19 protein-coding genes are annotated in these 20208 nt (G+C 62.9%); 9 read left to right on the top strand and 10 right to left on the bottom strand.

Annotation, left to right across the window (positions count from 1 at the left end; genetic code table 11):
• Window positions 1–59: 59 nt before the first annotated feature.
• Window positions 60–1118, bottom strand: a complete 1059-nt coding sequence (gene queA / locus KHO30_RS27845) for a tRNA preQ1(34) S-adenosylmethionine ribosyltransferase-isomerase QueA (protein WP_093644723.1) — start codon at window positions 1116–1118, stop codon at window positions 60–62.
• 148 nt (window positions 1119–1266) lie between these two features.
• Here queA and recG point away from each other — a divergent pair, with 148 nt between their 5' ends.
• The 7 genes from recG to ubiA all read left to right on the top strand — a co-directional run bounded on the left by recG (window position 1267) and on the right by ubiA (window position 8493).
• Window positions 1267–3573, top strand: a complete 2307-nt coding sequence (gene recG, locus KHO30_RS27850; RefSeq protein ID WP_211702942.1) for an ATP-dependent DNA helicase RecG — start codon at window positions 1267–1269, stop codon at window positions 3571–3573.
• A 124-nt stretch (window positions 3574–3697) separates the two neighbouring features.
• Window positions 3698–4657: a hydrogen peroxide-inducible genes activator gene (locus tag KHO30_RS27855; protein ID WP_054037761.1), complete on the top strand. Its 960-nt coding sequence runs from the start codon at window positions 3698–3700 to the stop codon at window positions 4655–4657.
• Between the two features lie 182 nt (window positions 4658–4839).
• Entirely contained in the window at window positions 4840–4989 is a 150-nt protein-coding gene (locus tag KHO30_RS27860) for a hypothetical protein (RefSeq protein WP_167378513.1), read from the top strand.
• A 73-nt stretch (window positions 4990–5062) separates the two neighbouring features.
• The gene (locus KHO30_RS27865; protein WP_211702943.1) at window positions 5063–6517 is read left to right on the top strand and encodes a catalase; all 1455 of its coding nucleotides are present in this window, start codon (window positions 5063–5065) and stop codon (window positions 6515–6517) included.
• Window positions 6518–6597: 80 nt separating this feature from the next.
• Window positions 6598–6759 (top strand): hypothetical protein, encoded by a 162-nt coding sequence (locus KHO30_RS27870; protein ID WP_200651176.1) that lies wholly within the window; start codon window positions 6598–6600, stop codon window positions 6757–6759.
• Between the two features lie 154 nt (window positions 6760–6913).
• Window positions 6914–7402, top strand: a complete 489-nt coding sequence (locus KHO30_RS27875) for a Dps family protein (RefSeq protein ID WP_027777895.1) — start codon at window positions 6914–6916, stop codon at window positions 7400–7402.
• A gap of 227 nt (window positions 7403–7629) precedes the next feature.
• Window positions 7630–8493, top strand: coding sequence for a 4-hydroxybenzoate octaprenyltransferase (gene ubiA / locus KHO30_RS27880; RefSeq protein ID WP_093644619.1), 864 nt, complete (start codon window positions 7630–7632; stop codon window positions 8491–8493).
• Between the two features lie 117 nt (window positions 8494–8610).
• On the opposite strand, the gene proC is transcribed toward ubiA, so the two are convergent.
• The 6 genes from proC to KHO30_RS27910 form a co-directional block, all read right to left on the bottom strand.
• The gene (gene proC / locus KHO30_RS27885; RefSeq protein WP_211702944.1) at window positions 8611–9426 is read right to left on the bottom strand and encodes a pyrroline-5-carboxylate reductase; all 816 of its coding nucleotides are present in this window, start codon (window positions 9424–9426) and stop codon (window positions 8611–8613) included.
• A 52-nt stretch (window positions 9427–9478) separates the two neighbouring features.
• Entirely contained in the window at window positions 9479–10177 is a 699-nt protein-coding gene (locus tag KHO30_RS27890; RefSeq protein ID WP_093644623.1) for a YggS family pyridoxal phosphate-dependent enzyme, read from the bottom strand.
• Between the two features lie 151 nt (window positions 10178–10328).
• Window positions 10329–11555, bottom strand: a complete 1227-nt coding sequence (glcF, locus tag KHO30_RS27895) for a glycolate oxidase subunit GlcF (protein ID WP_093644625.1) — start codon at window positions 11553–11555, stop codon at window positions 10329–10331.
• Window positions 11556–11563: 8 nt separating this feature from the next.
• Window positions 11564–12652, bottom strand: a complete 1089-nt coding sequence (gene glcE / locus KHO30_RS27900) for a glycolate oxidase subunit GlcE (protein WP_093644627.1) — start codon at window positions 12650–12652, stop codon at window positions 11564–11566.
• Between the two features lie 270 nt (window positions 12653–12922).
• The gene (locus KHO30_RS27905; protein ID WP_093644629.1) at window positions 12923–14416 is read right to left on the bottom strand and encodes an FAD-linked oxidase C-terminal domain-containing protein; all 1494 of its coding nucleotides are present in this window, start codon (window positions 14414–14416) and stop codon (window positions 12923–12925) included.
• A 115-nt stretch (window positions 14417–14531) separates the two neighbouring features.
• A complete protein-coding gene (locus tag KHO30_RS27910) occupies window positions 14532–15947 on the bottom strand; it encodes an FAD-linked oxidase C-terminal domain-containing protein (protein WP_093644631.1) in 1416 nt (471 codons plus the stop codon).
• A 223-nt stretch (window positions 15948–16170) separates the two neighbouring features.
• Between KHO30_RS27910 and KHO30_RS27915 the strand changes: the two genes are divergently transcribed.
• Together KHO30_RS27915 and hmpA are read left to right on the top strand one after the other, a co-directional pair.
• Window positions 16171–16725, top strand: coding sequence for a cob(I)yrinic acid a,c-diamide adenosyltransferase (locus tag KHO30_RS27915; protein ID WP_093644725.1), 555 nt, complete (start codon window positions 16171–16173; stop codon window positions 16723–16725).
• 98 nt (window positions 16726–16823) lie between these two features.
• Entirely contained in the window at window positions 16824–18029 is a 1206-nt protein-coding gene (hmpA, locus tag KHO30_RS27920) for an NO-inducible flavohemoprotein (RefSeq protein ID WP_200651172.1), read from the top strand.
• 58 nt (window positions 18030–18087) lie between these two features.
• On the opposite strand, the gene KHO30_RS27925 is transcribed toward hmpA, so the two are convergent.
• The 3 genes from KHO30_RS27925 to aroG all read right to left on the bottom strand — a co-directional run bounded on the left by KHO30_RS27925 (window position 18088) and on the right by aroG (window position 20034).
• Complete coding sequence (locus KHO30_RS27925) at window positions 18088–18420, bottom strand: helix-turn-helix domain-containing protein (RefSeq protein ID WP_063494819.1); 333 nt, start codon at window positions 18418–18420, stop codon at window positions 18088–18090.
• A gap of 3 nt (window positions 18421–18423) precedes the next feature.
• A complete protein-coding gene (locus tag KHO30_RS27930; RefSeq protein ID WP_054037780.1) occupies window positions 18424–18762 on the bottom strand; it encodes a type II toxin-antitoxin system RelE/ParE family toxin in 339 nt (112 codons plus the stop codon).
• A gap of 198 nt (window positions 18763–18960) precedes the next feature.
• Entirely contained in the window at window positions 18961–20034 is a 1074-nt protein-coding gene (aroG, locus tag KHO30_RS27935) for a 3-deoxy-7-phosphoheptulonate synthase AroG (protein WP_093644635.1), read from the bottom strand.
• Window positions 20035–20208 lie beyond the last annotated feature (174 nt).

The raw sequence follows: 20208 nt of genomic DNA on the forward strand, positions 1-20208 counted from the left end.
CCGGCGCAAATGGTGAACGCCGCCGGGTAGGCCACGGCGGCTGGGTAAAAAACAATGGTTCAAGCGTCGCGGCGCGTGAGCAGCATCGCGTCGCCATAGCTAAAGAAGCGGTAACGCTGTTCGATCGCGTGGCGGTAAGCCTCGCGAATCGTTTCGACACCTGCGAACGCCGACACCAGCATCAGCAATGTCGACTTCGGCAAATGGAAATTGGTCACCAGCCTGTCGACCACGCGGAATTTATAGCCCGGCGTGATGAAGATGTCGGTTTCCGTGCTGGCCGCGCCGAGCGGGCGTCCGGCGGCTTCGGCATCGCGCGCGGCGGCTTCGAGCGCGCGCATCGACGTCGTGCCCACCGCGATCACGCGGTTGCCCCGCGCGCGCGTCGCCGCGATCTTGTCGGCGAGCGATTGCGGCAGGTGGTACCACTCGCTGTGCATCTTGTGCTCGGCCAGATTCTCCACCCGCACCGGCTGGAAGGTGCCCGCGCCGACGTGCAGCGTTAGCGTCGCGCGCTCCACGCCGCGAGCGTCGAGTCGCGCGAGCAGTGCGTCGTCGAAATGCAGGCCGGCGGTGGGTGCGGCCACCGCGCCCGGGTTTTGCGCGAACACCGTCTGGTAGCGGGTTTCGTCGGTCGCGTCGGGGTCGTGCTCGATGTACGGCGGCAGTGGCAGGCGGCCGAATTGCTCGATCAGCGTGAGGCAGTCGTCCGGGAAATGCAGTGTGTAGAACGGCTCGACGCGTTCGCCGACCGTCACGTCGAACGCGTCGGCGAGACGAATCGTGGTGCCCGGCTGCGGGCTCTTGCTCGCCCGGATCTGCGCAAGCGCCGTGCGTTCGCCCGTGAGGCGCTCTACCAGCACTTCGATCTTGCCGCCACTGGCCTTCTGGCCGAGGAAGCGCGCCTTCAGGACTTTGGTATCGTTGAAGACCAGCAGATCGCCGGGCGCGATGCACTCGGGCAACTCGGCAAAGCGGCGGTCGATCAGGTGCGCGGCGTCGGTCGCGTCGGCCGTGTGGGCCACTTCGAGCAGACGGCTGGCGCTGCGCTCGGGCAGCGCGACTTGCGCGATCAGCTCGGGCGGCAGATCGAAATCGAAATCGGAAAGCGTAAACATGCGGACGACTGGAAGCGAATTGGGACTGAATTGAGCCGAAGCCGGAGCCGGGCGGCTATGATTGCGGGACGCCGGAGCGGCCCGCGAGCCCGCGTGCTGCTTGGCGGCGACACCTTTGACAGCCGATATTGTACTTGCGAAGCAACCCATGCCTTTGTCCGAACGCCGATTGCCCTCCGCTACCGATGAAGTGAGCGCCGAGCCGAAGCGCCGCGTCTCGCGGGGCAAAGCAGCGGCGGCCGACCAGAACGACCTTGGCGGGGGTGTCGCGCCGGAGAGCGACCAAGCCGCGCGTGAAGGCGAAATGGTTGACCCATTCGGCGACAAGCCTGCCGGCAAATCCGCGGGCAAAGCCGCCAGGAAGCCTGCAGCCGAAGCCGGCGCCAAGCCCGCGGCCAAACCCGTCGACAAGCTCGCCAAACTCGGCCTCACGCGCGACATCGATCTGGTACTGCATCTGCCGATGCGCTACGAAGACGAGACCTCGCTGACGCCGATCGGGCATCTGCTGCCGGGTGGCATCTCGCAGACCGAAGGCGTGGTGTTCGACAACGAGATCGCCTATCGCCCGCGCCGCCAGCTGCTGGTGAAACTGCGCGACGACGCCGGCGACGAACTTGTCCTTCGCTTTCTGAATTTCTACGGCTCGCAGGTCAAGCAGATGGCGATCGGCGCGCGGCTGCGCGTGCGCGGCGACGTACGTGGCGGTTTCTTCGGCATGGAGATGGTGCATCCGGCGGTGCGCGTGGTCGACGAAGACACGCCGCTGCCGCAGGCGCTAACGCCGGTCTATCCGAGCACTGCGGGCGTGACCCAGGCGTATCTGCGCAAATCGATCGACAACGCGTTGTCGCGCACCTCGTTGCCGGAGTTGCTGCCCGAGCCGATCGCGCAGGCTTATTTGCAGCCGCTTGGCGTGCCGGCGCTGATGGAGGCGGTGCGCACGCTGCATCACCCGGGCGTGCAGGCCGATGAAAACGCGCTGATGGATGGCACGCATCCAGCGTGGGTACGGATCAAGTTCGAAGAATTGCTGGCGCAGCAGATGTCGTTGAAGCGCGCCCATGACGAGCGCCGCACGCGCGCGGCGCCGGCCATGCCACGCCGCAAGCTGGGCGACGAAGCGGCACTGGTGGCGCGGTTGCTGAAGGCGCTGCCGTTTTCGCTGACGGCGGCGCAGGAGCGCGTGGGCGGCGAGATCGCGCTCGATTTGACGCAGCCTCATCCGATGCAGCGCTTGCTGCAGGGTGACGTCGGTAGCGGCAAGACGATCGTGGCCGCGCTGGCAGCGGCACAGGCGATCGACGCCGGCTACCAGGCCGCGCTGATGGCGCCGACCGAAATTCTCGCCGAACAGCACGCGCGCAAATTGCGCGGCTGGCTGGAGCCGCTCGGCGTAAGCGTCGCGTGGCTCGCCGGCAGTCTTAAGACGAAGGAAAAGCGCGCCGCGATCGAAGCAGCAGCGCTTGGCACGGCGCAGCTTGTGATTGGTACGCACGCGATCATCCAGGACGCGGTCGAGTTCGCGCGACTGGGGTTGGTGATCGTCGACGAACAGCATCGCTTCGGCGTGGCGCAGCGCCTCGCCTTGCGCGCCAAGGCGCAGAACGCCGCTGACGGGGCGCGCGATTTCCAGCCGCATCAACTGATGATGTCGGCGACGCCGATTCCGCGCACGCTCGCGATGACCTATTACGCCGACCTCGATGTCTCGACCATCGACGAATTGCCGCCTGGGCGCACGCCGATTCTGACCAAGCTCGTTTCCGACGCGCGGCGCGAAGAGGTGATCGGCCGAGTGCGTGAAGCTGCGTTGACGGGTCGCCAGGTGTACTGGGTGTGTCCGCTGATCGAGGAAAGCGAGACCTTGCAGTTGCAGACCGCGGTGGAGACCTACGAGACGCTGGTGGCCGCGTTGCCCGAATTGAATGTCGGACTGGTGCACGGGCGTCTCGCGCCGGCGGAGAAGGCCGCGGTGATGGATGCGTTCACGCGCAACGAAGTGCAGCTTCTGGTGGCGACGACGGTGATCGAAGTGGGCGTGGATGTGCCGAATGCCTCGCTAATGGTGATCGAGCATGCCGAGCGCTTCGGTCTCGCACAGCTGCATCAGTTGCGCGGGCGGGTGGGGCGCGGGAGTGCAGCTTCGGTCTGCGTGTTGCTCTATACCGGTCCACTCTCGATGACGGCGCGGGCGCGCTTGCAGACCATGCGGGAGACGACCGACGGCTTCGAAATCGCCCGGCGCGACCTCGAGATTCGCGGTCCGGGAGAGTTTCTTGGCGCCCGACAGTCGGGCGCGGCCATGTTGAGGTTTGCCGATCTCCAGAATGACCAGTGGCTCATCGAGCCGGCCAGAGAGGCCGCCGCGGCTTTGCTCGAAAAGTATCCGGAGGTGGTGTTGCAGCATCTGGCCCGCTGGCTCGGGGCGCGGGAGCAGTATTTGAAGGCTTGACGACAGGTCCTTGACGGCTGATACGCTCGTCAGCCAGGCCGGCAAAGGACCAAAAAGTTGGCGAACCGACCCTATAGGTGTATAACTAGAACCTATCGAACTCATCGCACTGATTGGTCCCCCAATGACGCTCACCGAATTGAAATACATCGTCGCGGTTGCCCGCGAACGGCACTTCGGCCGGGCCGCCGAAGCGTGTTTCGTTAGCCAGCCGACCCTGTCGGTGGCCATCAAAAAGCTCGAAGACGAGCTCAACGTACAGATCTTCGAACGCGGCACCAGCGAAGTCAGTGTCACGCCGATCGGCGAACAGATTGTCACGCAAGCACAGCGCGTCCTCGAACAAACGCTCGCCATCAAAGAGATCGCGAAACAGGGCAAAGACCCGCTGGTCGGGCCGTTGCGCCTCGGCGTCATCTATACGATCGGGCCGTATCTGCTGCCTACGCTCGTCAAACAGATGATCAAGCGCGTCCCGCAGATGCCGCTGATGCTGCAGGAAAATTACACGGTCAAGCTGATCGAACTGCTCAAGCAGGGCGAAATCGATGTCGCCATCATGGCGCTGCCGTTCCCGGAAACAGGTCTCATGCAACGCCCGCTCTATGACGAGCCGTTTGTCGTCGCACTACCCTCCGGTCACGCGTGGGAAAACCGCGCAAAGATCGACGCCGAGGATCTGAAGCAGGAAACCATGCTGCTGCTCGGCAGCGGCCACTGCTTCCGCGACCATGTGCTGGGCGTTTGCCCGGAACTGATGCGCTTCTCGCAGAACGCGGACGGCATCCAGAAGACCTTCGAAGGTTCGTCGCTGGAAACCATCCGCCATATGGTGGCGAGCGGCGTCGGCATTACCGTGCTGCCGCGCATGTCGGTTCAGGAGGTCAAGCCGCACGCCGGCGGTATCGACGCCGGCCTGCTCAGCTACGTCGCCTTCGACGAGCCGGTGCCGGATCGCCGTGTGGTGCTTGCCTGGCGTAAGAGCTTCACGCGGACACCGGCTATCGACGCCATCTGCGATGCCATCAACGCCTGCGATCTGACGGGCGTCAAAAAGCTCGATCTGCCTGTCGCCGTCAACTGAACGGCTACGCTCGCGCCCACGCCGGTCCGCCGCACGCTCTGTGCAGCCGGTCCGGCGATAACCAAGGCGCCGATAGCCGCACTCCCTATCGAATAGATAAAATTAATCAAACACGTTAATTCGATAGCATTGTTATAGTTTCCTCCATGGATCGCCCGATCCCATCAGACCCGGAGGAAATCATGACGCAGCCGAACTCGCAGCAAGTCCCAACTGTCCTCGCTCAACCCGTCCGCATGACCACCGGCAGCACTGGCACGTTCGCGGCGTCGGTGCGCGGCATGGGCACGGTTGCATTGTCCTTGCTGGTCGATCGGGCCCTGTCCGCATAAGCCGTAGGCATCATCAGCGCGCCGCACCTCTCCCCGCATTCCGTTTCCGATCAAAGCCACTCAGGAGTACCGCATGTCCGAACGTAAGCTCACCAATGCAGCCGGCGCACCCATCGCCGACAACCAGAATTCGATGACCGCCGGCGCGCGCGGTCCGGTCGTCCTGCAAGACGTCTGGCTGCTCGAAAAACTCGCTCACTTCGATCGCGAAGTGATTCCGGAACGCCGCGTTCACGCCAAAGGTTCGGGCGCATTCGGCACGCTGAAAGTCACGCATGACATCTCGCGTTTCACGAAGGCGAAAGTGTTCGCTGAGGTCGGCAAGGACACGCCGCTCTTCATGCGCTTCTCGACGGTGGCGGGCGAACGCGGCGCCGCCGACGCGGAACGCGACGTGCGCGGTTTCTCGATCAAGTTCTACACGGAAGAAGGCAACTGGGACGTGGTCGGCAACAACACGCCGGTGTTCTTCATCCGCGATCCGCTGAAGTTTCCGGACTTCATCCACACGCAAAAGCGCGACCCGTACACCAACATGCGCAGCAATATCGCGGCATGGGATTTCTGGTCGCGTCATCCGGAGTCGTTGCATCAGATCACCATCCTGATGAGCGATCGCGGCATTCCGCAGAACTTCCGCCAGATGCACGGCTTCGGCTCGCACACGTACTCGTTTATCAACGCCAACAACGAGCGCTTCTGGGTGAAGTTCCACTTCAAGTCGATGCAAGGCATTGAGAACTTTACCGATGCCGAAGCAGCGCAAGTGGTCGCACAGAACCGAGAAAGCGCGCAACAGGATCTGCTCACGAGCATCGACGCAGGCAACTTCCCGAAATGGCGTTTTGCGATTCAGGTGATGCCGGAAGCGGAAGCCGCGAACTATCGCTTCAATCCGTTCGACATCACGAAGGTGTGGTCGCAGAAGGACTACCCGTTGATCGACGTCGGCACGATCGAGTTGAATCGCAACGCGGCGAACTATTTCGCGGATGTGGAGCAGGCCGCGTTCACGCCCGCCAACGTGGTGCCGGGTATCGGCTTCTCGCCGGACCGTCTGTTGCAAGGCCGTTTGTTCTCGTATGGCGACACGCAGCGCTATCGCCTCGGTATCAATCACCATCAGATTCCGGTGAATGCGCCGCGCTGTCCAGTCCACCATTCGTTCCATCGCGACGGCGCGATGCGCACGGATGGCAACCTCGGCGGCAACGTGAACTACGAGCCGAATCGCTTCGGTGACTTCGCGCAGGACACCAACGCAGCGGAGCCACCGCTCGCAGCGGGTACGGTCGATCGTTACGAGCATCGCGAGGACGATGACTACTACACGCAGCCGGGCATGCTGTTTGCGCTCTTCGATGCGGCACAGCGTCAGCGTCTGTTCGGCAACATCGCACGCCATATCAACGGTGTGCCGCAAGAGATCGTCGCGCGTCAGATCGAGCATTTCCGTCGCGCCGATCCGGCCTATGCGGAAGGTGTGATCGCCGCGTTGGCCGAACTTGCCGAAGGCGGCAAGAAGTGAGCAGTTGAAGTGGGTTGATGCAGCAGGACGGGGCGCATCGGCGCCCCGCCAGTATTGATACGAATCGAGGAAGCACGATCATGATCCAGATGATGATGTCCACCATTGGCGGCTCGCCGGCCGCTCGCGGCAAGCAACGGCACTACGCATCGACGCTGCGCAAGGCAGTCGGATTCGCGATCTTCTCGAGCGGACTCGTGGTGATCGTTGCGCAAGCCGTGCAACATGCATTGGGTGCGTGATTGAACGCGAGACCGCGGGTGGGGCAAGCGACCACGCGTCACACGAACGCAGCGGCTTTCTAAGCTAAACTGGCGGGCGTTCGACGTGCCGGGTTTGCTAGCCGCACGCCGTCACTCTACCTACCGGTTCGTATCACTCTTCAAAGGAGTCATCATGGCCAAGAAAGAAGCTGTACAGCACGTCAATATCGGAATCAGCGACAAGGATCGCAAGAAGATCGCAGAAGGTCTGTCGCGCTTGCTCGCCGACACCTACACGCTTTATCTGAAGACCCACAACTTCCACTGGAACGTGACGGGTCCGATGTTCAACACGCTGCATCTGATGTTCGAAACGCAGTACAACGAGCTGGCGCTCGCGGTCGATTCGATCGCTGAACGCATCCGCGCACTGGGCGTGCATGCGCCGGGTAGCTACAAGGAATTCGCGAAGCTGTCGTCGATTCCGGAAGCGGACGGCGTGCCGGCGGCGGAAGAAATGATCCGCCAGTTGGTGGAAGGTCAGGAAGCCGTGGTGCGTACTGCACGCGCGATTTTCCCGTCGACGGAAGCCGCTAACGACGAGCCGACCGCTGATCTGCTGACGCAACGCATGCAAACGCACGAAAAGACCGCGTGGATGCTGCGCTCGATGCTGGCTTAAATGCTTTAGCGTTAAGTTGAGTTGAGTAGCAAAACAAACAAAGCCTCCCTTTGCGGGAGGCTTTGTTTTTTGCGGTGCCCGATCTGCATTCAGCTGTAGCTCGAGGCCCGGCTACGGTTGCGGCCCCGGTTCTGGCACCCAGAAGGCCAGCTTCGCCCGCCTGACGGCTACCTTCGGTCCGCATCCCGTAAAATAGCGGCACCGTCTGCACTTCACCGAATCCGCCCATGTTCGCCCGACTTCCCCTGTATCTGCGCCTCGTACGCATGGACAAGCCGATCGGCAGCCTGCTGCTGCTGTGGCCGACGCTCAATGCGCTGTGGATTGCCTCCGACGGTCATCCGTCGTGGCCGCTGCTGGTGATTTTCACGGTGGGTACGGTGCTGATGCGCTCGGCGGGTTGCGCGATCAACGACTACGCGGATCGCGACTTCGATCGCTACGTGAAGCGCACGGAAAACCGCCCGATCACATCGGGCAAGATCAAGGCATGGGAAGCGGTGGCGCTGGCGGCCGGTTTGTCGCTGCTGGCCTTTCTGCTGATTCTGCCGCTGAATACGTTGACGAAGGAGTTGTCGGTGGCGGCGCTGTTCGTCGCCGGTTCGTATCCGTTCACGAAGCGCTTCTTTGCGATTCCGCAGGCGTATCTCGGCATCGCGTTCGGCTTCGGCATTCCGATGGCGTTCGCCGCGATTCAGGATCACGTGCCGATGCTCGCCTGGGTCATGCTGCTGGCCAACGTGTTCTGGTCGGTTGCCTACGACACGGAATACGCGATGGTCGATCGCGACGACGACATCAAGATCGGTATCCGCACGTCGGCGCTCACCTTCGGCCGCTTCGACGTGGCGGCGATCATGCTGTGCTATGCGGCGACGCTGGGGATTTACGTCGGCATCGGCGTCATGCTCAGCTTCGGTGTGTTGTATTGGCTGGGATGGGCGGCGGCGGTGGGCTGCGCAATCTATCACTACACGCTGATCCGCAATCGCGAGCGCATGGCGTGCTTCGCGGCGTTCCGTCATAACAACTGGCTGGGCGGCGCGTTGTTTGTCGGTATCGCAGCGCACTACGCGGCGGCTTCGTTTTAATTCTTGCGCGCTTCTGTTCCGCCGCGGACGCCGCCTCGGATGAGTTCGAGGCGCAGCGTCCTTGGGCGTACTTTCTACTTTCCTGCCGTCGTGCTGGCAATTGCCAGCTGATCGCCCTTACAGCTTGCCGAACTCGTCGCCCATTTCCTTGGCGCGCGCATTGGCGGCAAGCGCGCCGCGGACGATCGCATCCTTGATCCCGCTCGCGTCGAACGAGGCCAGCGCGGCCGCCGTGGTGCCGCCCTTCGACGTCACCCGTTCGCGCAACAGGCTCGGCGGCTCGTCCGAGTTCGCGGCCAATTGTGCCGCGCCGGTGAAGGTCGCGACCGCCAGCGCGCGGCCTTGCGCTTCATCCATACCGAGCTGGCGCGCGGCTTCCTGCAGCGCCTCGATGAAATAAAACACGTAAGCAGGACCGCTGCCCGAAATCGCGGTGACGGCGTCGATCTTCGCTTCGTCGTCGAACCAGACGGTTTCGCCAACTGCGCCCAGCACCTGCGACGCGAGCGCGCGGCCGGCTTCGTCGACACTGCCGGTCGCCACGAGGCCCGTGACGCCCATGCCGATCAGCGCCGGCGTATTCGGCATCACGCGCACGATGCGCGCGTGGCCGTTCAGCCAGCGAGACATGTCGTCCATGCGAATGCCCGCGACGATGCTGATCGCTAGTTGCGACGCTGTCAGATGCGGCGCCAGTGCCTGGGCGACACTCTTCAGGATCTGCGGCTTCACCGCCAGCACGACGGCGTCGTACGACGCGAGCGCAGCGTCCGCGGCGGCGCCGGTCTTGACGCCGAATTGCTGCTCGTTGCGTTTGCGCGCGTCTTCGTTGGGGTCGATTGCGTACAGGTCAGTGGGCGCGACGCCGCGCTTGATGAGACCGCCGATCAACGCGGCGGCCATATTGCCACCGCCGATAAAAGCAATTTTCATGATGTTCCGAAAGAAGTGCGGAGAGGTGTCGAGAAGGGAAGGTCTGAAACGGTCAGTGAGAGTAATCGCGCGCGCCGAAGATCGCGGTGCCGACGCGCACGATCGTCGCGCCTTCCAGCACGGCGGCTTCGAGGTCGCTCGACATGCCCATCGAGAGCGTATCGAGTTCGAGGCCGTCGTTACGCAGACGCTCGAACAGTTCACGCAGTTGCCGGTGCGGCACGCGCTGTTCTTCGATGCTGCCGGCCGGCTCCGGAATCGCCATCAGGCCGCGCAGATTCAGCTTTGGCAGTGCAGCGATTGCCTGTGCGACTTCGACGGCCTCGGGAATGCTCGCACCGCTTTTCGACGCTTCGCCGCTAATGTTGACCTGCAGGCAGACGTTTAAGGGCGGCAGGTTGTCTGGACGCTGCTCAGACAGCCGTTGTGCGATTTTCAGGCGGTCGACCGAATGCACCCAGTCGAAATTCTCGGCAACCGGGCGCGTCTTGTTCGATTGCAAGGGTCCGATGAAATGCCATTCGAGCGCGGCCCGCAGATCGGCCAGCGCTTCGATCTTGGTGATGGATTCCTGCACGTAGTTCTCACCGAACGCCCGTTGGCCGGCTGCGTAGGCGGCGCGTACGTCTTCGGCGGGAAACGTCTTCGAGACCGCGAGAAGGGTGATCGAACGCGGGTCGCGTCCGGCTACCTGCGCGGCGAGGGCGATGCGCTGCTGCACCGCTTCGAGGTTGTGAATCAGATCGGGCATGGAGCGGAACCGGAAGTCTGGCGAAAGGCGATGATCGAATTATACGGACGCCGCCATGTCGTGCCGCTTTATGCCGCCGCGGGACAGGCGGACGCGCTTGCGGTGATGTACCGCAAGCCACGTGCCGTGCTTATTGTCAAAATCGATCGCCTTAGGCGGACAGCATGTGCTCCACCAGTTCGATCCAATGCGCAACCGGCGTAGACGTGCCGCTTTGCAGATGCGCAATGCAGCCGACGTTGGCCGACACGATCACCTGCGGCTCCTGCGCCTGCAGCCGCTCGAGCTTCTGGTCGCGCAGCGCGTACGAGAGCTTGGGCTGGGTCAGCGAATAGGTCCCGGCCGAACCGCAGCAGAGATGATTGTCGGCGGGCAGGCGCACTTCCACGCCGAGCGCCGTCAGCAAATGTTCGACCTTGCCGCGCACCTGCTGACCATGCTGCAACGTGCATGGCGGATGGAACGCCACCGTATGGATCGCCCGGCGGCGCGTCACGGCGACGAGCGCTTCTTCGAACTCCGGCAGGATCTCCGCGACGTCGCGCGTCAGTTCGGTCACGCGGCGCGCCTTCTCCGCATACGCAGGGTCGTTGCGCAGCAGATGCCCGTATTCCTTGACCGTTGCGCCGCAGCCGGACGCGTTCATTACGATCGCTTCCACACCTTGTTCGATATAAGGCCACCACGCGTCGATGTTGGCGCGCAGGTCGTCGAGCGCTTCGTCGTTGTAGCCCAGATGCAGACGGATCGCACCGCAGCAGCCTGCTTCGGGCGCGATCAAGGTTTCCACGCCGAGCGCATCGAGCACCCGTGCCGTCGCGACATTGACGTTCGGCATCATCGACGGTTGCACGCAGCCCGCGAGCATCAACATCTTGCGCGGATGTTTCGCGGTCGGCCATTCGAGCGGACGCTGGCGCGCGGGCACCTTGTCGCGCAGTTTCTTCGGCAGGAGCGGGCGGATATGCTGACCGATTCGCATGGTCGGCGTGAACAGTGCGCTGTTCGGCACGAAGCTCGCAAGCAGCCGGCGCACCATCCGCTGGCCGAACGGGCGTGTGACCTTTTCCTCGGTGATCTTGCGGCCGATCTCGACCAGCCTGCCGTATTGCACACCGGAAGGGCAAGTTGTCTCGCAGTTGCGGCAAGTGAGGCAGCGGTCCAGGTGAACCTGGGTGCTGCGCGTCACCGCCGCGCCTTCCACCATCTGCTTGATCAGATAGATGCGGCCGCGTGGTCCGTCGAGTTCGTCGCCGAGTATCTGATAGGTCGGGCAGGTCGCGGTGCAGAAGCCGCAATGCACGCAATTGCGCAGGATGGCGTCGGCTTCGTCGCCATCGGGTGTATTGCGAATGAAGTCCGCGAGGTTGGTTTGCATCGCGTCGCTCAGAAGTCGGGGTAGAGGCGGCCGCGATTGAAGATGCGGGCCGGGTCGAAGGCGGTTTTCAGGCCGCGATGAATTTTCATCAGCGGTGCGGGCAGCGGTGTGAAGACTCCGGCGTTGCGGTCGTAGCCGTAGCCGCTACGAAAGATGGTGGCGTGGCCGCCGGCCTGTTTGGCGCTGATACGCACGGTTTGCGCGTCGGTGTCGGTGATCCACCAGCGCTGGCCGCCGCCCCATTCCATCAGTTGCGCGCCGGGCAATTGCATCGGCTCGGTGATGGACGGCAGCGCGAGGCGCCAGAGCGCGGCCTTCGGCGGGATGGCCGCAAAGAACGAGTCGGTCTGTTCGCGCAGGCCGGCCCAGAAGCGCTCCGCTTCGACGGCATCGACCACTTCGCCGCCGAGCGCCGTGCGCGCCGCTTTGACCGCGGCTTCCGCGCCGGCCATCCGCACGGCCAGCGTGCCGTGACGCCATGCGCTCGCCGTGATCGGCAGTGGGCGACCGCCCCATTCGTTGAGCTTGCGGACCGCATCGGTGCCGTTCATGTCGAATTTGAGCGTGGTTTCGGCCTGCGGTAGCGGCAGGACCTTGACCGACAGTTCGAGGATCAGCCCAAGGGTGCCCAGCGAACCCGCCATCAAGCGCGAGACGTCGTATCCGGCGACGTTCTTCACCACCTGGCCGCCAAAATGCAGGACCTGGCCCTGGCCGTTCATGATGACCGCACCCAGCACGAAGTCGCGCGCCGCACCGGCCGACGGGCGGCGTGGACCGGCGATGCCCGCCGCGATGCAGCCGCCGAAGGTGGCCTGCGGCCCGAAGTGCGGCGGCTCGAAGGCGAGCATCTGATGGTGTTCGGCGAGGGCGGCCTCGATCTCCAGCAGGGGCGTGCCCGCGCGCGCCGTGATGACCAGCTCGGCCGGGTCGTAGGCGATGATGCCGCGATAAGCGCGCGTGTCGAGGATGTCACCTTCCAGCGTCTGACCGTACCAGTCTTTGGTGCCGCCGCCACGGATGCGCAGTGTGCGCCCTTCGGCGCTGGCTGAACGCACGCGTTCAGACCAAACGGCGACGATGTCGTCCTCTTCCATGGTGTCCTGCTTCGTTGTGTTTCGATTGATTGTACCGGGCGGCGGCGCGCTGGCAACCCGGAGCGGACCCGCATCGGGTAATCAGGGTGGGAGCGGGGAAGCGCTTGGGGCTTGGGACTTGTGGACGTGCCGGTGGGGAACGGGCGTGCGGGGAGGCTGGCTGGTCGTGGGCGGGGGTCCCGATATGTGGACGGGCGGCACGGAGCCGGGCGGCGGCCGCGCCATGCAACGCTGCGAGCCCGTCTTGGGCCGGCAGCGTCGTCAACCGTCTTAAAACCGCGGCAAGTCCGGATGCGGCAGCAAGCCGCCGCGCACGTGCATCTTGCCGTACTCGGCGCAACGCGCGCGGGTGGGAATGCCCTTGTCGGGATTGAGCAAGCCCGGCGCGTCAAAGGCGCGTTTGACCGCGTGGAATGCGTCGCGCTCTTCGGGCGAGAACTGCACGCACATCGAATTGATTTTCTCGATGCCCACGCCGTGCTCGCCGGTTACCGTGCCGCCCAGCTCCACGCAGGTTTCGAGAATGTCGGAACCGAAGGCTTCCGCCCGGTGCCACTCGTCCATATCGTTGCCGTTGAACAGGATCAACGGGTGCATGTTGCCGTCGCCGGCATGGAACACGTTGATGCAGCGCAGGCCGTATTTCTTCTCCATGACTTCGATGCGCGCCAGCAGCGGTCCGATACTGCGGCGCGGCACGGTGCCGTCCATGCAGTAGTAGTCGGGCGAAATGCGGCCTGCCGCGGGAAAGGCGTTCTTGCGCCCGGACCAGAAGCGCAGCCGTTCATTCTCTGAGCGCGAAATCTGGATGCGGGTTGCACCCTGTTCGCGCAGCACCGCGGTCATGCGCACGATTTCGTCGGCGACCTCTTCAGCCGTGCCGTCCGATTCGCACAGCAGGATCGCCGCCGCGTCGAGGTCGTAGCCCGCGTTGACGAATTCTTCGACCGCGCGGGTAGCCGGTTTGTCCATCATCTCCAAACCGGCCGGAATGATGCCCGCCGCGATGATGCCAGCGACCGCGTTGCCGCCTTTCACGACGTCGTCGAAACTGGCCATGATGACCTGCGCCGTTTGCGGCTTCGGGATCAGCTTGACGGTGACTTCGGTGACGATCGCGAACATGCCTTCGCTGCCTATCAGCACCGCGAGCAGATCGAGCCCGGGCGCGTCAGGCCCGAGCGAACCGAATTCGACGATGTCGCCTTCCATCGTCACGGCGCGAACACGCAGCACGTTATGCACGGTCAGGCCGTACTTGAGGCAGTGAACGCCGCCGGAATTCTCGGAGACGTTGCCACCGATCGTGCAGGCAATCTGCGACGACGGATCGGGTGCGTAGTAAAGGCCGTAGGGCGCGGCGGCTTCGGAGATCGACAGATTGCGCACCCCCGGTTGCACGGTCGCGGTCCGGGCATACGAGTCGACTTCGACGATCTTGCGGAAGCGCGCGAGCGACACCACCACGCCGTGCCGGATCGGCATCGCCCCGCCGGACAAACCGGTGCCCGCGCCGCGCGGCACGATCGGCACGTCGAGCCGGTGGCAGATCTGCACGATGCGCTGGACCTGCGATTCCGTCTCGGGCAAGGCGACCGCGAGCGGCAGACGCCGGTACGCGGCGAGACCGTCGCACTCGTAGGCAACGGTGTCTTCTTCGCGATACAGCAGACAATGGTTCGGCAGCACGGCCATCAGCGCCTGCACGACTTCGCGCTGGCGCTGGGCGAGAACTTCGGCCGTCAGTTCGACGGGTGCGTTCATATGACTTGTCTCCTGGTGTCTTTCACGCTGCGTGCCCGGTCAAGCCTCGTTGTGCGGCAGCAGGCGTTGCCGCTGCCGCCGATGCAACTGAGCTGAGCTGAGTGCTGATGAAGCGTCAAGCCGCCCAGGAAAAGATCTTGCCCGGGTTCATCAGATTATGCGGATCGAGTGCGTGCTTGATGGAGCGCATCGTGTCGACCGCGACTTCGCCGTGTTCTTCGAGCAGGAAGTTCATCTTATGCAGACCAACCCCGTGCTCGCCCGTGCAGGTGCCGTCCATGCGCAGCGCGCGTTGCACGATGAGATGGTTCAGGCGCTCGGCCTCGACGAGCTCTTCCGGCTTGTTCGGGTCGATCAGGATCGCGACATGGAAGTTGCCGTCGCCGACATGGCCGACGATCGGGCAGGGCAGCGGCGACGTCTTCAGATCCTGCTCGGTTTCCATCACGCATTCCGCCAGGCGCGAGATCGGCACGCAGACATCTGTCGTGACGGCGCGGCAGCCGGGCTTCAGTTGCAGCATCGCGAAATACGCGTTGTGGCGCGCGTTCCACAGGCGGCTGCGGTCTTCCGGCCGGGTTGCCCATTCGAAGCCTTCGCCGGCATTCTGCGCGGCGAGCTCCTGCACCAGTTCGGCTTGCTCTTTCACGCCGGCTTCGGTGCCGTGGAATTCGAAGAACAGCGTAGGCGCCTCGCGCAACGTGAGGTTCGAATGGCGATTGATCGAGCGGATCGCGAGCGAGTCGACGAACTCGACACGTGCAATCGGCACGCCCATCTGAATCGTTTCGATGACCGCGCGCACCGCATCGCCCATCGACGGGAACGTGCAGACCGCCGCCGAGACCGCTTCCGGTTGCGGATACAGCCGAACGGTGATTTCGGTAATCACGCCGAGCGTGCCTTCCGAGCCGACAAACAGACGCGTGAGGTCGTAACCCGCCGACGATTTGCGCGCACGCGTGCCGGTCTTGATCACGCGGCCGTCGGCGAGAACCACCGTCAGTCCGAGTACGTTTTCGCGCATCGTGCCGTAGCGCACGGCGTTGGTGCCCGAGGCGCGCGTGGCCGACATGCCGCCGATGCTCGCGTCAGCACCCGGGTCGATCGGGAAAAACAGGCCGGTGTCGCGCAGTGCTTCGTTCAACTGCTTGCGCGAAATACCGGGTTCGACGGTGACGGTCAGGTCTTCAGCGTTGATCGACAAGACCCGGTTCATTTCCGACAGATCGATCGACACGCCGCCTTGCACTGCCAGCAGATGTCCTTCGAGCGACGAACCGTTGCCGTAGGGGATGATCGGTACGTTGTACTGGCCGCACAGCTTGACGATGGTTTGCACGTCTTCCGTATTGCGCGCGAATACGACGGCGTCGGGCAGTTGGGGATCGAACGGCGATTCGTCGCGGCCATGGTGGGTGCGCACGGCTTCGGCGGTGGACACGCGTTCGCCGAAAACGGCTTTGAGGGCAGTCAGTAACTCGGCGGGAAACGGCCGGCGTAGCGGGGCCGGCGGCACGGGATGATTCACGCATGTCTCCTGATATTGGGGCGGAGCTGTTCTACAGCTTGTGCTTCATTTTACGCCGATCACCCGCGGGCCGGCGTTGGGGACGGCTGCCGCTCCTATAATGGCGGCGACCTCACGATGCGCGCAATATGGATAACCCGGTGGCTTGCTTACCAGGTTCGCCGGATGGATTCACCGCCGCCGCGCAGACGCATCGTTACTGAATGAATGCATGGGAGACATCATGGGCAACCGCTTGAGCAAAATCGCCACTCGTACGGGCGACGACGGCAGCACCGGCCTCGGCGATGGCCGGCGCGTGCGCAAAGACAGCGCGCGCATTGCCGCAATCGGCGACGTCGATGAACTCAATTCGAATCTTGGCGTGTTGCTGTGCGAAACGCTGCCCGACACGGTGCGGGCGGCGCTGGTTGCGATTCAGCACGACCTGTTCGATCTTGGCGGCGAGCTCTGCATTCCCGGCCACACAATGATTACCGACACGCATCTCGGCCAGCTCGACGACTGGCTGGCCGATTACAACGCCACCCTGCCGCCATTGAAGGAATTCATTCTGCCCGGCGGCTCGCGCGCAGCCGCACTTGCGCACGTGTGCCGCACGGTGTGCCGGCGCGCCGAACGGTCGATCGTCGCGCTCGGTGAAAGCGAGGCGGTCAATGAGGCGCCGCGTCAGTATGTGAACCGGCTGTCCGATCTGCTGTTCGTGCTCGCGCGGGTGCTCAATCGCGCGGACGGCGGCAGCGACGTGCTGTGGCAGCACGATCGTAGCGTCGGCTAACACGGCGCTTCAGTCCCTTTAAGCTCCTGTGACAATCTGTCCGGGCAAAGCTTCTCCTTAAAGATGTATTGTAAATGTATCTTTAAGGAGAAGTCGTTATGACCGCACTCACCGCCGACCAGATCGCCCGCGTCAAAGCCACCGTTCCCGTTCTTGCCGTGCACGGCACGACCATCACCAAACGCTTCTACAAGCGCATGTTCGCGCACCATCCTGAGTTGAAGAACGTGTTCAACCAGACTCACCAGAAGAGCGGCAATCAGCCGGAGACGCTGGCGAAGGCGGTATACGCATATGCCGCCAATATCGATAACCTCGGCGCCCTTGGTCCCACCGTCTCACGCATCGCGCATAAGCACGTGAGTCTGAATATCCGGCCGGAACAGTATCCGATCGTGGGACGCCACCTGTTAGGCGCAATCGTTGATGTGCTCGGCGACGCAGTCGATCAGGAGACGCTCGGCGCGTGGGAAGTCGCTTACGGGCAGCTCGCGGATATTTTTATCGGCACAGAGGCCAAGCTTTACGAAGGTGCGGCGTGGAGCGGCTTCCGGCCCTTCAAGGTTGCACGCAAGGAAGTGGAGAGCGATGAAATCACGTCGTTCTATCTGACGCCCGCCGATGGCTCACCGGCCTGCGGTTTCGAGCCTGGCCAATATCTGAGCGTGAAGCGTTTCGTGGATGAACTCGGCGTCGATCAGCCGCGGCAGTACAGCTTGTCGGATGCGCCGAACGGCAACTGGCTGCGTATCTCGGTAAAGCGCGAAGCCGGTCGGGAAGATATGGCACCCGGCCACGTATCGAACCTCCTGCACGACGGTGTGGAAGTGGGCGCGGTGGTGCATGTCAGCGCACCAGCGGGCGACTTCACGCTGGATCGCAAGAAGAGGACACCCGTGGTGCTGATGAGCGGCGGCGTGGGCGTGACCCCGATGACCTCGATGCTCTCCACGTTACTTGCCGACCAGAGTGAGCGCAGCGTGACCTTCGTGCATGCCTGCCGCAATGGCCGCGTGCATGCTTTCCGGCAGTGGCTGAACGATACGGTCGCAGCACATCCCAACGTCACGCGTGCGGTGTTCTACGAAGCCATTGAAGCCTGTGATCGCGCTGCTATCGACTACGATTTCGAAGGCCGCCTCGACCTCATGAAAATCGCCGACAAGGTGATCGTTCCCGATGCGGATTACTACATCTGCGGACCGGTGCCGTTCATGCGCGCGCAATGCGAGGCGTTGGCCTCGCTCGGTGTGGATGTGGCGCGGATTCACACCGAAGTGTTCGGTTCAGGCGCGGTGCAGTAAAACAAGGGCGCGCGGCAAGCGACGTGCGAAAGCACGCTAGGGCGCCGCGCCATCCACCTTACCCAACAGCCAGTGTGACCGGCTTGCCGATCCGGCTCATCATTTCGACCAGCGTATCGATAGTGAACTTGGTGGTCTTCTTGTTGACCACGTCTGACACGCGCGGACGCGACACCATCAGAATCTCGGCCGCCTCGGCCTGCTTCAGATGATGTTGCTCGATCCAGCTGGACAGCTCGGTCATCAGTTGTTCCTTGAGCAGCCGCGTGTCGTTGATCTGTTTCTGCGAAGCGGCGTGCAGGCGCTTCGCTTCTTCGGCGGAAAAACCGAGTTCGAGAAACAGGTTTGCGCCGGGTTTTGTTACGTGACGGATTTTTGTGTCGATCGTCATTTGTTAAGTTTTCCTATCATTGATGATGGCGCGGTACCGCATCTCGGCAATCTTTCTATCCTGCGGCGGTAGCTTCTGCGTCTTCTTCTGGAAGCAATGCAGGACGTACAGCGCTTCCACGAACTTCGTGACATACATCACGCGGTAAATACCGTCGGCCTCCTTGATGCGAATCTCGCGTGTTCCAGCGCCGATCGAGTCAAACGGCTTCCAGTCGTCTGGGTCGAGACCTGCCTGAATCTTGCCAAGCTGAAATCCGGCTCGCCGACGTGGCTCTTCGGGAAAGGCGAGTAAATCGTGATAGCTGGAACCCATCCAGCGAATTTCTTTTTCGTGCTCCATAACCGCCTTTCATGTACAAAATCTTATACGCAACACCCAGCCTGGTCAAGTCGTATCCGACCCGGCAACGAGTTGTTACGGTACAGAGGCGGCGCACGGAGCACCATTCGTCCGTTCGGCTAACAAAAAACCCGGCTGCATGAGCCGGGTTTTCGATGAATCAACTACAGCGATCGCGCAGAGTCGCGCAGAGACTTTTTAGTTGCCGCTGCCGCGCGTCACACGCCGTTGCTTGACGGCTTCGGCGAGACCTTCCAGCACGGCGACGCTTTCGTCCCAGCCGATGCAGGCATCGGTGATGCTCTGGCCGTAGGTCAGCGCGCAGCCTTCCTGCAGATCCTGGCGGCCCGCGATCAGATGCGATTCCACCATCACGCCGACAATCCGTTCGTCACCCGAAGCAATCTGACGGCCGATGTCCGCGCACACCGGAATCTGGTTCTCGTGCTTCTTCGAGCTGTTCGCATGGCTCGCGTCGATCATCAAGCGCGCCGCGAGACCCGCCTTGCCGATGTCGGCGCACGCCGCATTGACGCTGTCCGCGTCGTAGTTCGGCGTCTTGCCGCCGCGCAGGATGATGTGGCAGTCCTCATTGCCGGCGGTCGAGACGATCGCCGAGTGGCCGCCCTTGGTAACCGACAGGAAATGGTGCGGCTGCGACGCGGCCTTGATTGCGTCCACAGCGATCTTGACGTTGCCGTCCGTGCCGTTCTTGAAACCGACCGGGCACGACAGTCCCGAAGCCAGCTCACGGTGCACTTGCGATTCGGTCGTGCGCGCGCCGATTGCGCCCCACGAGATCAGATCGGCGATGTACTGCGGGCTGATCATGTCGAGGTATTCGGTGCCGGCCGGCAGGCCGAGCTCATTGATACGCAGCAGCAGTTCGCGCGCGGTGCGCAGGCCGTCGTTGATCTTGAAGCTGTTGTCCATATGCGGGTCGTTGATGAGACCCTTCCAGCCCACCGTCGTACGCGGTTTTTCGAAGTACACCCGCATCACGATTTCGAGTTCGCCGGCGAAGCGCTTGCGCTGTTCGACGAGACGCCCGGCGTATTCCATCGCCGCCTTCGTATCGTGGATCGAGCACGGTCCGATGATGACGATCAGACGGTCTTCCATGCCGTGCAGGATGCGATGCATCGCGTTGCGCGAGTTGTAGATCACGTCGGACACCGTTTCGTCGCAAGCGAATTCGCGGATCAGGTGAGCGGGCGGCGTGAGTTCTTTCAATTCGCGGATGCGGACATCGTCGGTGTTGTGCGGGGGCATGTTTATTCTCCTGAATCGGTCGTAGCGTGTTCGCGCGGGCAATGAAGGCTGCGATCAGACGGCAATCAGGCAGCGATGCCACGGCGAACAACAATCAAAAAGATTTCAACGGCAAAAGTTTCAAAGGCGTGAGGCGAAAAAAAAACCGCCAGGCTAGCTGGCGGTTTTCGTGAA

Source organism: Paraburkholderia aspalathi, from assembly GCF_905220735.1.
GTDB classification, from domain to species: Bacteria; Pseudomonadota; Gammaproteobacteria; order Burkholderiales; family Burkholderiaceae; genus Paraburkholderia; species Paraburkholderia aspalathi.

Bases quoted from the DNA above. Each gene is read 5' to 3' on its own strand.
- aroG (WP_093644635.1), bottom strand. From the start codon at position 20,034: ATGCCCCCGCACAACACCGACGATGTCCGCATCCGCGAATTGAAAGAA.
- KHO30_RS27930 (WP_054037780.1), bottom strand. From the start codon at position 18,762: ATGGAGCACGAAAAAGAAATTCGCTGGATGGGTTCCAGCTATCACGAT.
- glcF (WP_093644625.1), bottom strand. From the start codon at position 11,555: ATGCAAACCAACCTCGCGGACTTCATTCGCAATACACCCGATGGCGAC.
- ubiA (WP_093644619.1), top strand. From the start codon at position 7,630: ATGTTCGCCCGACTTCCCCTGTATCTGCGCCTCGTACGCATGGACAAG.
- KHO30_RS27855 (WP_054037761.1), top strand. From the start codon at position 3,698: ATGACGCTCACCGAATTGAAATACATCGTCGCGGTTGCCCGCGAACGG.
- KHO30_RS27890 (WP_093644623.1), bottom strand. From the start codon at position 10,177: ATGCCCGATCTGATTCACAACCTCGAAGCGGTGCAGCAGCGCATCGCC.
- proC (WP_211702944.1), bottom strand. From the start codon at position 9,426: ATGAAAATTGCTTTTATCGGCGGTGGCAATATGGCCGCCGCGTTGATC.
- KHO30_RS27925 (WP_063494819.1), bottom strand. From the start codon at position 18,420: ATGACGATCGACACAAAAATCCGTCACGTAACAAAACCCGGCGCAAAC.
- KHO30_RS27870 (WP_200651176.1), top strand. From the start codon at position 6,598: ATGATCCAGATGATGATGTCCACCATTGGCGGCTCGCCGGCCGCTCGC.
- KHO30_RS27905 (WP_093644629.1), bottom strand. From the start codon at position 14,416: ATGAACGCACCCGTCGAACTGACGGCCGAAGTTCTCGCCCAGCGCCAG.
- KHO30_RS27875 (WP_027777895.1), top strand. From the start codon at position 6,914: ATGGCCAAGAAAGAAGCTGTACAGCACGTCAATATCGGAATCAGCGAC.
- queA (WP_093644723.1), bottom strand. From the start codon at position 1,118: ATGTTTACGCTTTCCGATTTCGATTTCGATCTGCCGCCCGAGCTGATC.
- hmpA (WP_200651172.1), top strand. From the start codon at position 16,824: ATGACCGCACTCACCGCCGACCAGATCGCCCGCGTCAAAGCCACCGTT.
- recG (WP_211702942.1), top strand. From the start codon at position 1,267: ATGCCTTTGTCCGAACGCCGATTGCCCTCCGCTACCGATGAAGTGAGC.
- glcE (WP_093644627.1), bottom strand. From the start codon at position 12,652: ATGGAAGAGGACGACATCGTCGCCGTTTGGTCTGAACGCGTGCGTTCA.
- KHO30_RS27860 (WP_167378513.1), top strand. From the start codon at position 4,840: ATGACGCAGCCGAACTCGCAGCAAGTCCCAACTGTCCTCGCTCAACCC.
- KHO30_RS27915 (WP_093644725.1), top strand. From the start codon at position 16,171: ATGGGCAACCGCTTGAGCAAAATCGCCACTCGTACGGGCGACGACGGC.
- KHO30_RS27865 (WP_211702943.1), top strand. From the start codon at position 5,063: ATGTCCGAACGTAAGCTCACCAATGCAGCCGGCGCACCCATCGCCGAC.